Below are 16,268 nucleotides of genomic sequence, written 5' to 3'. Positions count from 1 at the left end.
ATGTCGATGTACCCGGCCGCCGCCAGGATCGGGTCGACATGGATTGTCAGCACCTTTTTCTGGACCGCGAAAAGCGCGGTCTGAACATGCCCGTTCGAGTCCAGGATCGGGTTGCCGTTACCGTCAACCAGCGTTTCCACCTTGGCAAGCCCAAGGAAGAGCAGCTCGTTGGTCATGCGCGCGATCTCGCGATCGTAGAAATCGACGAGGTCTTGGTTGTCGGCGTATTGGGCCTTCTTGCTTTCCGCATCGGCGATCAGGTCGAAATAACCGGAAACCAGCGGCGCCTGATCAACGCTCAGCGAGACGGTCTCGGAGCCGGGACCGCTATAGTCGATCGTCGGGTTGGCCGTTGTGCCGCCGATGCTGTTGATGGTGATGTTGATGTTGCGGTTGAGGCCGGTTCTCACCGTGCCGTCGACGGTGACGAAGGCGTGCGAATCGGTGTGCGCGGTGCCGTCGAACTGTGCGTACGCATTGCCGCCCAGCGCCTTGTCGATGGCGCCCGACAGCGACGAGGCCCAGTTGACCGCCTTGCCTTGCGAGGTCATGTCGGCGAAGGCGGATTTATCGGCGAACAGCCTGACGTTGCCGCCGGTCTCGACCAGCGCGGCGGTATAGATGGTGATGACGTTTTCCTGGTACAGGAGCGCGTCTGAAACCACGTGGTCGATCGGGATGACGCTGCCAGCGAAGGTGTCGCTGTAGACCGCCACGCGATAGACGTCGTGGTTGGAGTTGGCATCCATGCCCGACAGCATGTTGACGTCGGACAGCGCCTTGATGTGCGAGCCGTTGCCGACAAGGATGCTGTTGGTCGGGCTGAGATTGATGGTGGCGTCGGCCACGGACACGGTCACGCCGCCATAATTGTCGACGCTGACATGCAGTTCCGCATTTGCGTTGGTGTCGGCCTTGAGATCCATCTCGCCGACGGTGCTCAGTTCGACATTGCTGTCGACGGCCGTGTTGGTGCCGATCTGGACGGTCGCGAAGACATTGTCGGCGTCAAACGTGCTCTCTGCGCCAATGCCGGACCCGAGACCGCCGCCCTTGTAGGAGACGTTCTCGTAGAAGGTGATGTCGTTTCGCGCCGCGAGCGTGAACTCGCCGGCGTTGATCGACGTCCCGATCACCTTGAGCTGGGCGTTGTTTTTGACCAGCGTCTTGGTGTTCAGCGTCAGGTGCGTGTCGCTGCTGACGCCCGCGCCGTTGACCAGGCCGCCGGTGCTGCCGTTGACGTTGTCGCCGATATTCGGCTTGTCGAACCGGTTGAGCGACGTGGCGTTGATCGCATAGGCGGTGACCTTGGCGCCGTCGCCGACGATCACGTTGGAGGTCGAGTTGATGTTGTTGTCGGCCTCGGCGCCCGAACCGGAAAGCAAGCCATAGGCGCTGGTGACGATCACAGTGTTGGCGCGCGCCAGATGGTCGGAGGTCATGGCGAAACGGCCGGCGATACCCTGGTAGGCGGTGAAGGCCGCCGCGCTCTCGCCGGCCAACTGGGTAGCGGCCTTGGACAGCGTTACCTGCGTGTTGTTTCCCAGCACCGCCTGAGTGACGGCGTTGGAGGTCGTGTCGGCCACCGCCGCGGCTATGCCGACGAGGCCGCCGGCGCCCGGCGAGCTCGATGCCTTGTTGTCGTCGCTGCCCAGCGCCGAGATGCTCATCGCACCAGCGCTGATCGTGACATTGTCGGCCACCTGGGCCGTGGTGTTGGCGACCGGCACCCCATTGCTGGAATGCTGCAGCGACTGCGCCTTGGCCTTGGTGGCGCCCGCGGCGACCAGACCGTATGCAGCGCTGTTGGAATCGGCGCGCTGGCGGCTGTCGTTCTGCGCCGCGACGCTGACGCTGCGGGCCGCCGTGATGAGCGTGCCGGTGCCGAGCAGAGCGAGCACCGTGCTGGTGTTGATTGCTTCGGTAATCGTCGCATCGACACCGATCAGGCCGCCGGCAAGGCCTTGGGCCTTGGCGTTGGCAGTATCGCCGGTCGAAGGCAGCGTCTGGCTTGCGGCGATGCGCAGGCTGTCCACATTGAACGTGGTGCTGCTGGTCTGGGCGCTCACATGCGTGTCGACATAGGCCTTGGCCACCGACACACCGACCGCTGCGGTGCCGGCGTTGACGCCGGCCGCCTGCGAGCGCGCTTTCGGCGTCATCACCGCCTCGACATCGACCGCCCCGGCCGTGACCGTCGAGCCGGAAATCTCAGCCGAAACGCTGGAATTGACATTGGATTGCGCCGATGCGCCACCGGCGGCAAGGCTGAAGATGCCGATCGCCAGCGAAATCGCCTCGACCTCAGTGACCACAGAGGTGACGTCGCGCGCGCTCATGGTAAACGCGCCGTTGACGTTGATGGTGCTGCCGGTCAGCGAGACCGCCGTGCTCGATGAGGCGGTGTTTTTAGTGACCGCGCCGCCACCGGCTACGGTGACGCCGATATCCGTCGATGCCGCCAGCGAGGCCATGATGGCGGCGGACGAGAGCGAGGCGCTTTCCCTGGCGGTGATCGCCAGCGACCCAGTCTTGGCCTGATAGGCAGGCATGACGCGATCGTACACCGGCGGGATAAAGACGAGCACGTTGTTGACCACGGTCGAGATGCCCGTGCCCGGATGAACAGCGCCGGGCAAGGTGTAGATATAGCCGTTCGACTGCACCGGAATCTGGCCGGTCGCGGTGATGTTCGTGTTCTTGGCGTAGGCCGAGATGTCGTTGGAGATCAGGTTCTCGGCATAGGCGACGCCCAGCGCCAGCGCGCTGCTGCCGCCGCCGAAGCCGACGGAGATGGCCACGGCGGCCGCGCCGGCAAAAGCATCGATGGAAGACGAGTCGATCGCTTCGATGGCAACGTCGCCGGCTTTGATGATGCCACCCTCGATGAAGCCGTGCACATCGGCGCCGACGCGATTCAGCGTCGTGGCGGCCGCGCCCGCGGCGCTGAAGGAATACATGCCGACGGCGAGTGCGACCGATGCGGCTGCGACATTGGCATCGATGGACTGGTTGGAGTTCGCCGACACGCCGAGCGTGCCATATGTGTCGACATTGGTGTTCTTCAGGTAGGCCGAAACCTCGACCGCCGAGCGCGCACCGCCGACCGTGTAGCCGATGGAATTCAGCGCGACGCCGAAACCGAGCGAGGCACCGACCGAAACGCCGCCGATCGCCACGCCAACGGCCGCCGCGATGATGTCGGCCGAGATGGCCGATGTGTTCGCGGCGCTGAAGTCAATGTCGCCGCCCGCGTCGAGTACGCTGTCGAGCGCGTAGGCGCGGGTTCCGCCAAGAATGACGTTGGTCGCGACGGCACCGCCGCCAGCGACGGACACGGCCACCGCGCCTCCGGAAATGGCGACGGCGGCAGCGGCCGAAATGGCGTCGATCGTTGCACCTTCCGTAGCCGAGACCGTGATCTTGCCCGGCGCGGGCGCATTCGCGGCAGGTTCATTCTTGTCGACCACGGCAACGCCTGTCGGATCATTGGTATAGACCGGATCATGCGTGTAGTCGGGATTGTGGATCGGTATGTCGGTGACCGCCACGTCGGCGAAATCGAGATGGGCGTCGACGTCGTTGGCGATCGTGTTCTTGGCGATTGCGACACCGAAGCTGACGCTGGCGCCCACTAAACCAACGGCCGCCGAGATCGCGGCGGCACCGGCTTTGGCCGCGATGTGCGAGGTATCTTCCGCGCTCACCGTCACATTGGCCGCTCTGATCGTCGCCTTGTCTGCGGCGGACTTGCCGGTGATCGAGGCTTCGGTCAGCACGCCGATCATGTTTTCAGTGTAGACGCCCGCGCCGGCGACGCCGACACCGACAGTTCCGGCACCGAGCGCAACGGCGCCAGAGATGACCAACGCGTCGATTGTCTGGTCGGCCTTGGCATGAACCGTCAGCGTGCCGCCCGCCGTCACGTCGCTGTCGATGATGGTGGCACTGACGCCACCGCTGCCGGTCGCGTTGAAGATCGGCGCCAACGTCGGATCGTTGCCGGGATTGTTGGGAACAGTCCAGTTGCCGATCCGGTTGATGGCGGCCGAGACACCAAGGGCGGCACCGACGCCGGGGCCTGCCGACGCTCCGACCGCGAGCGACAACGCGGCGATCTTGGCGGTGATGGAGGATGTCGAAAGCGCCTCGACGGTAACCGCGCCGGCGCTGACCAGCGTGCTGTCGACGACGGTCGCGATCGTGTTGTCGTTGATCGTGTTCTTGGCGGCCGCACCCGCGCCCGAAAACGCGAAGCCGCCCGCACCGCCGATGCCGATGCCGATCGATGCCGCCACCGAGATGGCGTCGATCGTGGCGTTCTGGGTAGCCTCGACGGAGATCGCGCCCGACGTCGTGGTCAATGTCTGGCCGTCGAGGACGCCGGCATAGGTGTCGTTGTGAATGTCGTTGAGGGCGACCGAGATGCCGATTGTGACGGCGACACCCACGGCGCCGAAGCCGGCCGCCAGCGACGCCGCCCCGACGATCGCGTTGATGTGGGACGTGTCGGTGGCGCCTGTAGCCGCCGAGCCGACAGTGATGACGGACCCGGCCTGATCGATCGGATCGTCGAGGAACGCAGCGGTGCGTACCGCGACCGTGTTGCGGGTACCGGCGCCGGCGCCGCTGATGCCTACGCCGGCCGTGCCGGCGCCGATCGCGGCCGACCCGGCGGCGACGATGGCGTCGATGGTTCCGCTCGAGGTCGCGCTCAGCGTAAGCGCACCGGTGGCTTCGATGGAGCCGCCGCGCACATAGGCCTGCACCTGGTCGCGATCCGCCTCGCCATGACCGATCTCGTTGACCGCCACGGCCGCGCCGAAGGATGCGGCGCCACCGACATCGCCGCCGATACCGAGCGAAAGCGATACAGCGAGCGTCTCCGCCTTGATGGTCGAGGACCCGTTCGCGGTGACCGAGACGGAATCCGCCTGTGAAATGCCGCTCGCCTCGATGAAGGCATTGGTGTCGGTGGCGATGTTGTTGAGCGCCACCGCGCCGCCGCCACTGAACGAAATGCCGGCGGAGCCGCCGATAGCCACCGAGATGGAGGCGGTGGCAACCGTCGAGTGGACCTTGGCGGCGTTTTCGGCGCTTATCGAAATGCCGCCCGCCGTCGCGTCCACGCTGTCGGCGTTCTTGAGATAGGCGGCAACGTTGTTCTCTATCTTGTTCTGCGCCATGGCGAAGCCGATCGACACGGCGACGCCGGTGGTGCCGGCCATGCCGGCGGCAAGGCTTGCCGCGCCGGCCAGCACGTTGATCGTCGTTTCGTCCTTGGCCGAGATGTCGATCGATCCGACGGAGACGCTGCTGGCGTCGGTGATATAGGCCTGGGTCGCCACCGCGACGAAATTCAGCGTGTACACGCCCGCGACGCTGACGCCCACGCCGGTCGACCCGCCGCCGGCGATCGCAACCGATCCAGCCGCGACAATGGCTTCGATCGAACCGGTGGAATGCGCATCGACCTTCACCTGGCCGTCGCTGTTCACATCGGTGTTGCTTATGAAGGCGCGCACACCATTGGTGCCGTCGCTGGCAAGCGTTGCATTGCCTGTCGGCAAGGTCTGGCCGCTCGCATCGTCTTCCTCTTCCTCGACCGACCAGTCGCCGATGCGATTGATGGCGACGGCGGCACCGATCGAGGCGCCGATGCCGGCATTGGCGCCCACGCCGATGCCGACGGACGCGGCAAGCACGGTGGCGGTAATCGTCGATTCGCTCAGCGCCTCGACATCGACGCTGGCGCTGTCGATGATGTCCGAGTCCACGATCGAGGCCGAAGTGTCGACGTTGATTATGTTGGACAGCGCGGCGCCCGCGCCGCTGATGGCGATCGAGGTTTTGCCGGAGAAACCGACCGTTATCGACGCCGCGGCGCCCTTGGCATCTATGACGGCGTGGTTGTCGGCCTTTACCTTGACCGCTCCGTCCGAAGTCACATCCGTGTCGGCCACGCCTGCGCCAACGCTGCCCTTGATGTCGTTGAGCGCGACGGCAAGGCCGATCGATATCGCGGTCGCATTCTTAGCGGCAAAGGACGCGGCGATGGTTGCGGCCGCGGCCAGCGAATGGATCTCGCTTGTGTTCACGGCCTCGACATCGACGCCGTTGGCGCCCGCGGTGATGGTCGACTTGCCGTTGGCGACGGTGCCGCCGTCGATCAGAGCCGTTGTATCGGCTGCAATGCTGTTTTGGGCAAATACGCCACCGGCGCTGAAGGACGTGCCGTTGCCGGAAGCCGAGATGCCAACCGCGACGGAACCCGCAACGGTGAGCGCATCGATGGTCTGGTCAGACGTCGCCGACACGCCGACCTTGGAACCGCCGACGCTGGAATTACGGATTCGAGCCTCGGTTTTCAGCGGCGTCGCCACCCCGGGTGCTTCGATACTGCCGGCATAACCGACATAGTTGAAGGCAAGCACGATCCCGACGGCAATCGCGGTGCCAGATGAATTGAAACCTCCGGCGACCGAGGCGGCCGCGGCCGCTATGGTCGCGTCGATGTCGGCGCTGTTGGTGGCGGACACGGTGACGTCGCCGGTCGCCTGGACGTCGCTGTCCTGGATCAGCGCGTCGACCGCGCCCAGTATGGTGTTGAAGGCAATGGTGCCGGCGACGCCGACTGCCAGCCCGCTACCGGTTCCGGCAGCCACCGACACGGAAGCCGCCGCAGCGGTGGCATCGATCTTGCCGGCCTGCGAAGCAGTGACCGAGACGCTGCCCGCATTGAGGTCGGACACGTTGTCGATGGTGGCGGAAACCGTGGCGTCGATCGCATTGCGCGACACCACCAGCCCGATCGAAACGGATTTGCCGTCGGGATCCTGGCCGTAAGTGTAGTTTATGGCTATGACGGGCAGGACCACATGCGATGTGATCTCGCTGATGTTGCTGGCCGAGACCGTAACTAGGCCGTCTGCGTCGATGCTGGTCGAATCCTCGATTACCGCCTCGACGGAATTGATGACCCGGTTGAGGGCGAAAACGCCGCCGACGCTGACCGCCGTCGGGGCACCGCCGCGCAGGGTTTTCACGTAGTTGGAGATTTCCGCGTTGATCGTCTGCGAAGCCGTCGCCGAGACGGTCAGGGCACCGCTCATGTCGGTGGTCGAATTCGAAATCCGCGCGCTGACCTGCGCGGCCGGATCGTGGCCGTAGATGGTGTCGACAAGATTGGTGCCGACCAATGCATCCACGGTGTTGAACAGGAAGTTCTGCCCGGCGAGCCCGATCGTGTTGAACGCCAGCGTGATGCCGGCCGCGGTCGCCTTGGCGATCGTGTCGGCGTCGATCGACGCGTCGATCGACGCGTGGCTTTCCGCCGTGACGGCGAGGTCGGCGCCTTCGACGTGGCTGTCCTCGACCAGCGCGGTGGCATGGCTGACGACGTTGTTGGTGGCGATGACGCCATTGACGGCGATCGACTTGCCCTTGGCGCTGCCCGTAGCCTCTACGCGCGCCGTGGTGGTGGCCACGATCATCCCGGTTTGCAGCGCCGAGACCAGCACGTTGCCGGTGGCGATGATGCTGGCCGCCGTGACGGTGGCGGACGCGCCGCTGTCAATGTCATTGCGGGTGGCAATGCCGCCCGCAGCGATGGCGCTGCCGCCGGCAAGGCTGGGCACGAGGTTGGTGTTGATCCAGTCGATAATGTCGGTGGCGATGAATTTGGACCAGTTGCCGTCCGAGAAATCGATGTTCGACAGATCGATCGACGCGCCGTCGGGGCCGTCATAGACCCATTTTTCGCCGGTTGCCGGACCGCTTAGGCCCGTATCGTCGTCGATATAGACGAGGTCGCCGCTGTTGACCGTCTGGACACCGGACTTGGTGGTGAACTGATAGCTGCCGAGCGCCGAATTGATCAGATTGGTGACCACCGAGGCGCCGTAATCGTTCTTGATCTCGGCGAGCGCCTGAACTTTGCCGTCGGACGTGATCGAGGCATCGTCCGTCGAGGCCACCGTGACGTCCGTGCCTTTGACCTGGGCCGTCGAGGCACCGCTGTTGTCGATGGAAGCCGAGGATTCGCTGGCGATCTTGTTCATCGCCAGGATGAAGCCGAAGGCCTTGCCGTCCGTGCCCGAAATCGAGGTCGAGGACGAGGTAGCCTTGTTGCCGACCGTGGCGTCGATGATCGACTTGTTGTCGGCCGTCACCGAAACAGCACCACCGGCCGCGATGTTGGAATCGACGATGGTCGCCTGCGTCATCGCCGGATTGCGGCCACCGAACGCATCGGCGATCAGGTCGTCGCCAAGCAGGGCGTCGACGCCGTTGAAGAGCACATTGCTCGCCTTCCAGCCGATCGTATTGAAGGCGAGCGTCACGCCGCCCGTGTCGCCGCCGCTCGTGTAGGCCGAACTCTGCGTATCGGCCTTGATTGCAGACACGTTCTGCGCGGCCACGGTTACGGCGCCGGCGCTGGTCACGTCGCTGTTGGAGATCGTTGCCGTCGCGCTGCTCTGCACGATGTTGGTGGCGATGGTGCCGTTGATCGCCAGCACCTTGTCTGCCGGTGTTTCTTCCTTCGGATCGGTCGGCGTCACGGGATTGGCCGGATCGGCCGGCGAGCCCGGCTTGTGGTTGGTGCCGGGATCCGTGTCGGCCGGCTTGCCGTTGCTGCCGTCGGTCTTGGAATCGCCGTCCCAGTCAATCGAACTGCCGCCATTCGCCGTGATCGACGTGTCAACCTTGGCTTTGATGTCGGCGCTTTCCAGCGCCACAACCTGCACGTCGCCGGCAGTGGTGGAGACGGTGGCGTTCTTGATCGAAGCGTCTGAACCGCCGCGCACGTCGTTCATGACCACCAGGCCGCCAACCGCCCGCGAGGGCGCCGCCGACAGGTTCAGATCCTGCAGCAGGACAGTCGCCTCCGGCGCTTCCTTCCAATAGCCAAGATTGGTGAAGTCGGTGCTGGCTAGATCGAGCCCCTGCCCGCTCGCGTTGTCGCCCATGTAGATATAGATACTGCCGGCGTTGCCGCCGATGCGGGTCCAGTTGGGATCGTTGTCGATGTCTTCCGTGCCAGCGTCGATCGCATTGACCAGCGCCTCGAGATCGATGACGCCGTCCTCGCCATTGTACTGGTAGATCGGGCCGCTGTCCTCGCCTTCGGGGGCCTCGAACTGGACCGCGTCGCCGTTCGAGATCGGGAATTTCGACGGCGGCAGCATCTGGTCGAGGTTGATGACCACATTACCGGTGTAGTCGTCGGCGATGCGAACACGGTCGCCAAATTTGATGTCGCGGATCTTGGTGCCGATGCCCGCGTCAGGCCTCGTGTCGTAATCGGCCGGCAGGATGTCGTTGATGGTCTCCTGGATGATCGATGCGCCGCCGTCGGTGCTGACCGAGGTTTCGGCGACCAGCTTGGAGTTCGAATAGATGCCGGAGGAATCGTTGGCCGTGACGGAGATCGTGTCGCCGGCACTGATCGTCTTGCCGGTCGTGCCACTGTTGTCGATGGTCGCCTTGGCGGCCCCCGACACCTTGTTGCCCGATATCACAGCGCCGTAGGAGGCGCCGGATGCCCCGTATAGTGCCGCCGTGTCGGTCACGGCCGCATTGGATACGGTGGCGTTGATCTGCGCGTTGTTGAGTGCCGAGACGTCGATGCCGCCATCGGCGTCGACGGAACTCCTCAGAATCGAGGCGGTGGCGTCGGCGCCGACATTGCCGTCGAAGGCATTGTCGGCGAGGTAAGGCGAACCGATCAGCGTGTCGAGCGTGTTGAACAAAATGTTCTGCGCTTCCCAGCCGACGGAATTGTAGGCGAGCGTCACGCCGACAGCCGTCGCGCCGGATACGCCCGACGAATAGAGCCTGGCGTCGATGCGCGCCTCGTTGTCGGCCGACACGACCAGGTTGCCGCTGGCGGTGACCGAGCTGTCTTCGATGCTGGCCGAGGTCTTGCCGAGCACGACATTGGTGTCGATCTGGCCGCTGAAGCCGAGCACGTCGCCGGAGCCGTCGATGCCGCTGCCGCCGGCGGCCGAAACCGTGTTCGTGGTGTAGGCCGTGATCGTCGACGCGCCCTTGGCCGCAACCGTCAAGTCGCCGCCATTGGCCGCGACCGTCGTGCCCTTGATGTAGGCTTTGGCATCGCCACGGGTGTCATTGTAGGCGATGGACAGGCCGATCGCCTTGGAATTGGTCGTCACCACATTCCCGATGGCCGGGAAGAAGATGTCCTCGAAGTCGGACGTCTTCAGCTGCTGCCATTTCGTGGTGTCGGAATAGTCCACCACTGCGGGATTGTGGCTACCGAGATCGCCCGTAAACGGCGTGTCGCCGATATATCTGTAGACCTCACCCGAATTGACATCGAGAGCCTTCCACTGCGCCGTATTGGTCAGGGTGATGCCGCTTGTCTGGGTGATAGGATCGTCGCCGAGATAGCGGTAGATGGTGCCACCCTTCTCGACCAGATCGCCATGCGTGATCTCGACGGCCCCGCTCACCGTGTCGAGATCGTATTTGGCGTCGAGATAGTCGAGCGCGACACGGACCTTGTCGCCGTTCTCGACCGTGCGTGTTCCGGACTTGGTTGTATATTTGTAATCGCCGGCGCCAAGTTCATCGGCCACCTTGCTGACGACATCTTGCAGCGCGCCGAGCGTGCTGCCGGGCGCGGCTGTCGACACCACCGATATGTCGGCCGATATCGTCGCCGCATTCGAGGTCTCGATGTCGACCGCGCCGCCCGCGGTGACGGTCCTGGCCGGGGTACCGCTGTTGTCGATATAGGCGGACGCGCCCGAACTGACCTTGTTGCTGGCCAGGATCGCTCCGGCCGCGGTGCCGCTGACGCCGTATTTGGCGGAAGGCGTGAACGTGTTCGTCCAGTCCATCGCCGTTTCGTTGCCGGTCGTGGCGGTGATGCCGGCCTCATTGACGGCCGACAGATCGATGTTGCCGGCGATGTCGATGCTGGAGTTCGTGATGAAGGCGGTGGTCAGCACCGGTGTTTCGTTGCCGAGCGCCTTGCCGATCTCGGGTGAACCGATCAGCGTATCGACGGCGTCGAAGAGCAGGTTCTGCGGCTGCCAACCGACGGCGTTGAAGGCGAGCACGAAACCGTAGACGCTGCCCGAGCCATAGGCCTGGCTGAGCGCCGTTGCGTCGATCGTCGCTTTGGTCGTCGCCTTGACGGTCAGGTCGTTACCGGCAACTCCACTTGTTGCCTTGGTGACAGAGCTGTTCTCAACGGAAGCCGACGCGCCACCTTGCACGGTGTTGGAAACCGAGACACCGCTGGTCGAATCCCAGGAATCGATGACGCTGGTGTCGACGGCGGTGATGGTGGCGGACTCATCCGCCGTTACCGAAACCGCGCCGTTCGTGGTCACCGAAGTGTTGACGAGCTTGGCGATCACATTGCTCTTGACCTGATTGCGGTCGAAGATGCCGCCCAGGCCCGTGGCATTGCCGACGACGGATTTTTCCGACATGCCGGCCGCCAAAAGACCCGTCTTGGCGAGATCGGCCGGGATCAGGTTGTCGCTGTTGAGCTTCTTCCACAGGCCGAAATCGTCGAAATTGGCCGTCGCCAGATCGACGGCCGCGCCGTCCGGTCCCATGTACCGGTAGATGCCGCCCTTCTCGCCGGTGCCCGCGTAGTCATCCGCGTCGCTGATACGGACGGTGTCGCCCAGATTGAGATGAGGCGTGCCCGACTTCGTCGTATATTTGTAATCGTCCAGCATGTCGCTGGCGATCTCGTTGACGATGTTGACGCCATTGGTGTTGTCGAGCTGGGAACTGACGCCAAGGCCGGTGGTGGCTTCGATGCCGGCCTCGTCGGCGGCACTGACCGCGACTGTCTTGGCGACAACCGTGCCGCCGCTGATGAACGCGGTCGCGGTGCTGCTGACCTTGTTGCCGGAAATGACCGCGCCGTAGCCGGTCGTCGCGCCGTCGAACAGGGCTTCGACCGAGGCGGAGGCCTCGTTGGTGATCGTCGCGGTGATCAGAGCGCTTGATACAGCCTCGACAAGCACTTCGCCATCGGAGGTGACGTTGGAATTGGTGATCGAGGCTTCGACATTGAACGGGTTTTCATGGCGCAGCGACGTGTTGGTATCGCCCGTCGCGCCGGCGACATCGGCGACGACGTCACCGAGCAGCGTCTCCACCGTGTTGAAGAGGAAGTTGCCGCGCTCCCAACCGATCGTGTTGTTGGCGATCTGGAACGCCGCGGCCTTTTCGCCTTCTCCCACTTCAGCGACGGTCTTGTTTTCGGACTGGATCAGCGAATGGTTCTCGGCGTGGACGGTCACGTCGCCGACCGTGTTGGCGCTCGTACCGATGGTGGCGCCGGTGATCTTGGCTGAGGTCTGCCCCTGGATCAGGTTGGTTGCCACGATGGCACTCTGCCCGCTGGTGGCGCCTGCCTTGAACAGGAAGCCCTTGACCGAACCGAGCGCCTTCTGGACCAGCGCATCCTGGTTGAACGGCGAACCGCCTTCGGCTTCGCTGAGCACATCCGCCATGGCCTGGATGGCGCCGGTCGAATCCGCCGTCACCGAGACAGTGGCCGCCTGGACTTTGGCCTTGTTGATGAGCGCGGCCGCGCCGCCTCGCACGTCGTTGAACACTATGGCCGCGCCGATCGCGCTGCCGCCGGTCGCGCGCAGGTTGAAATCGAGTATCGAATAATCGAGATCGGCCTTCCACAGATCCTTGTCGGTGAAATCGACCTGGCTCGGATCCGTCAAGTCGAGCGTCGGGTTGTCGGCGCCCAGATAGGTGAAGGTCTGCCCGCGTTCGCCGGTCAGCAGGACAAAGGCGGGATCGGTCGCGAAATCGACGGTCGTGGAGCTATGCGTGAAATCGATATGCTTGTCGGGGCCGGTATATTTGTAGAGATGGCCGGCGCCGCCCAGCACCGAGACATAGACGATATCGCCGGTCTTGACGTCGATCGACCCGGTGTTGCCGTCGGTCTTGACGTCGTAATCGAGCCCGACCTTGGTGCCATAGGCCAGCGGCACCACCTTGTCGTCGGTCAGCAAGCGGTCTGTGTTGGGCTTCTGCCCGTCATCGAACAGGTCCGCAAGCGCATGCAGTCCGCCGTCGCTGGAGGCGATCGCCGCCGTCTCGATCTTGGTGTTGGAATTGATCGTGGTGTCGTCCCGGGCGCTGACGTCGAGCGCGCCGCCCGCGGTGACCTGCTTGGAGGTTGAACCGCCGTCGATCGTCGCCGAGGCAAGCCGGCTGACCTGGTTGCTCGACAGGATCGCGCCGATCGACTTGGCGCCGCTGGAGAGAATGCCGCCTTCGGAGACATTGCGCGAGGCATTGCTGACCGTGGCGTTGACGACGCCTTTCGAAAGCGCCGTGACCATCAGCGCGCCGGCCGCCGCGACCACGGAATCCGAGATCGTGGCACTGACCTTGACCTGTTGCTCGCTGGTCCAGAACTGGGTGCCGAGCAGGACATCGAGCGTCGCCCTGGCGATACCGGCGGCCGTGCTGCCGACATTGAAGCCGATGACGTTGAGCGCCTCCAGCCCGGTCACAGCCTTCGAAGAACCCATGGCCAGGCTGACCGGACCACGACCGTCAATATCGACATAGATGGTTGCGTCCACGAAGCTGTTGTCGGTGGCCGAAACGACGACATCGGCGGTGCCGGTCGTCTGGACATTGCTGAGATTGATCGTTGCCGTGGTCGAGCCATTGACGACATTGACGGCCAGCACGCCGGCGACCGCTGTCTTGGCGACAACCGGGGCATCCGCACCGACCGGGGCGGAGGACGAGTAGGCCAAAAGGTTGGTCTGGTTTATCGCGGCGACCGTGACCGTGCCGTCGCTGTCGACATTCGACTGCGAAATCGAAGCGGCGGTCGTCTTGGTCACCATGTTGATGACGCTGACGCGCGCGACCTGCGTCGAGGGCGCTGTGTCGTTCGGGTTCACGCGCGGCTGGAACGGTGTCGCGATCGCGATGAAGGTCGAGTAGTCGCCGGCCAGCACAGAAACGCCGCCAATACCGGCGTTGACAACGCTCTCGTCTATCCCGGCGCTGGTTTCGCCGGTGACGCGATTCTCGGCGTCGAGACCGGTCGAACGGTAGGTGGTCGCGCTGTCGGCAGTGACCGCCAGTCCACCGGCATTCACGGTGATCCCACGGGCCAGCGCCTTCGTTGTATCGGAGGCGACATTGGTCACCGAGCCGAGCGAGCCCGAGATAATGGCGTTGCGCACCTCGCCCTTGCTGGACGCGGCGACCGCGACATCGCCATCGGCACTGATCGCGATTGGATGCGTGGAGACGGCGGCGGTTGCGGGACCGACGGTGACGCCCGTGGTCCGGTTGACATTGGTGTCCGAACTGACAGCCGAGAAGATGACAATCCCCTCGGTGCCCGGAATCAGCACATCGGTTTCGGTCTGGAGATTGACCGCAACGCGGCTGTCGTCGGCGGCCGAGATTTGCACGTCCGTCACGCCATCGTTGATCGTGCCGCCGGTCTGAATGATCTTTGCGGCGGCATCGACCGACGTTGTCGTCGTGTTGGTGACAGTGACGTTGGATTGAACCTGCGAGTTCGTAAAACCGTTGATGACGGTCTTCGCCATCGTCGCCAGGTCTTCCGCGGCAATCTCGCCGCGCGACAGAGCGTCATTGAAAGCCTGCGAGCTGGTATCGAAAACGCCGCCGGAGCCGGCCTTGATCTGGGCGATCGTGTCTTGCGGGATGCTGGTGAGAGCCAGCACATCATTCGGAACGACGACTTCGGTCAACCCGAGAAGATTCGGGATCGGCACCTCGGTGATCATCAGGTCGACATCGACACCGGTGTTGGCCGCTATCGTTATCGCCGATCCGGTGAGCGACGCCGTGGCGGCCAGCGTCACCGTCGATGTATCGGTCAGCGTCGCGGCGATGGTGCGCAGGCTGGGCAGGGCCTTGCCGTGGGCCTTGACCGTGTTCGACACCTGAGACGAGACCGTCACCGCACCGCCGGCCGCCGCAAGCGATCCGGCGATGGTGACGGTTGCCGACGTCGCCGTCGTTGCACTGAGCGTCGAAACGATCCCGGCGGCGTCGATCGATGTGCGGGCCCAGTCAACGGCCTCGATGTCGATCGACTGCGCGCTGATCACGGCCGAGGAGCCGATGTTGATGTCCTCGGCGCTCAAGCCAAGGCTGCCCGTGGTTGAAACGACCGAATTGACGGCGATCTCCTCGCCCGCATCCAGCATCAGCGAGAAGCCGGCATCGGTGGGCAACGACGAAAGCGTCGTCACATTGGCGCTGTCGCCGAGATAGAGCCAGACTTTGCTGGTCGCCGCCGAATCGTAATTGGTGCCGTCGATGATCACGCGCAGGGAGTTGGTGCCGTTCGCCTGCACGGTGACGTTCTTGTTGGTTGCCGCCGAAACCGTCGCCGAGCGGTCAACGACGAGCACGCCGCCGCCGACGGCGAAAGGCTCCATGTTCTCGAAGGCAAGTGTCGAGCCGTTCGGATTGGCGAACGTGACCTTTCCGGAGCCGTTCGCCCCCAGCGTCGCGTTGCTGGCGGCCAGGCCTCCAGAATAGACGATCGTATCGTGGCCGCCGAAGCCGCCATCCATCGTGCCGCTGAGCTTGCCAGCGGCTGCGATTGTGAAGGTGTCGTTGTTGCCGTCGGCGCCCTTCAGGTTCTCCGTGCCGGTGAATGCGACATTGACATGCGCGCCATTTACGGTGCCGGCATTGTTGCCGTTCAGCGTCCAGGTGGCGTTGGCGGAGCTATCGAACACCACCTTGTCGTTGCCGCCGCCGCCGTCGAACAGGATCGACTTGGAAAGCGTATTGGCGCCAAACGAATCCGCGTCGATCTTCAGCGTATCCCTGCCGCTGCCGCCGGTGATCGAGATCGACGACGTGTTTGCGCTGGCATTGATGGTGCTCAGGTCGCCGAATGCCAGCACCTTGCCGCCATTGGTCTGGTCGATGATCTGGACCTGCTGGATGGTGGTGGCGACGTTGTTGACCGTCTGCACCTCTTCGATCAGACGGACCAGGATTTCATGGTCGACGTTCGGGCCGTCGGTTGCCAGATTGACGTTGAGGTCGGCATTGAGCAGCAGGCGCGGCTCGAGGGGATCGAAGATCAGCCGAATGCGGTCGGCTAGTTCGCGCTGCACGCGCGAGCCCTTGAGCAGGCGCGCCAGTTTGGCTTTCAGGATTTCAGAAAGCTTCGCCCGCCGGTGCGATATAGGCCTGCCCGAAATGCCTTCCGACTTGAACGGAAATGCCAT

At 64.0% G+C, this 16,268-nt stretch carries 1 protein-coding gene (cut by a window edge); it reads right to left on the bottom strand.

All coding sequences use genetic code 11. The features are described from left to right. A protein-coding gene (locus FJ977_RS26640) for an LEPR-XLL domain-containing protein (protein ID WP_140775129.1) crosses the window boundary here: on the bottom strand, positions 1–16,268 show its 5' portion. Its footprint begins 14,059 nt before the window's first position; 16,268 of the gene's 30,327 nt are visible here — the first part of the coding sequence; the start codon lies at positions 16,266–16,268; the stop codon falls past the left edge of the window.

The organism is Mesorhizobium sp. B2-1-3A (assembly GCF_006442655.1).
Lineage (GTDB): Bacteria > Pseudomonadota > Alphaproteobacteria > Rhizobiales > Rhizobiaceae > Mesorhizobium.
The sequence above is the reverse complement of the archived record's forward strand: the minus strand, read 5'-3'. Positions and strand labels throughout refer to the sequence as shown.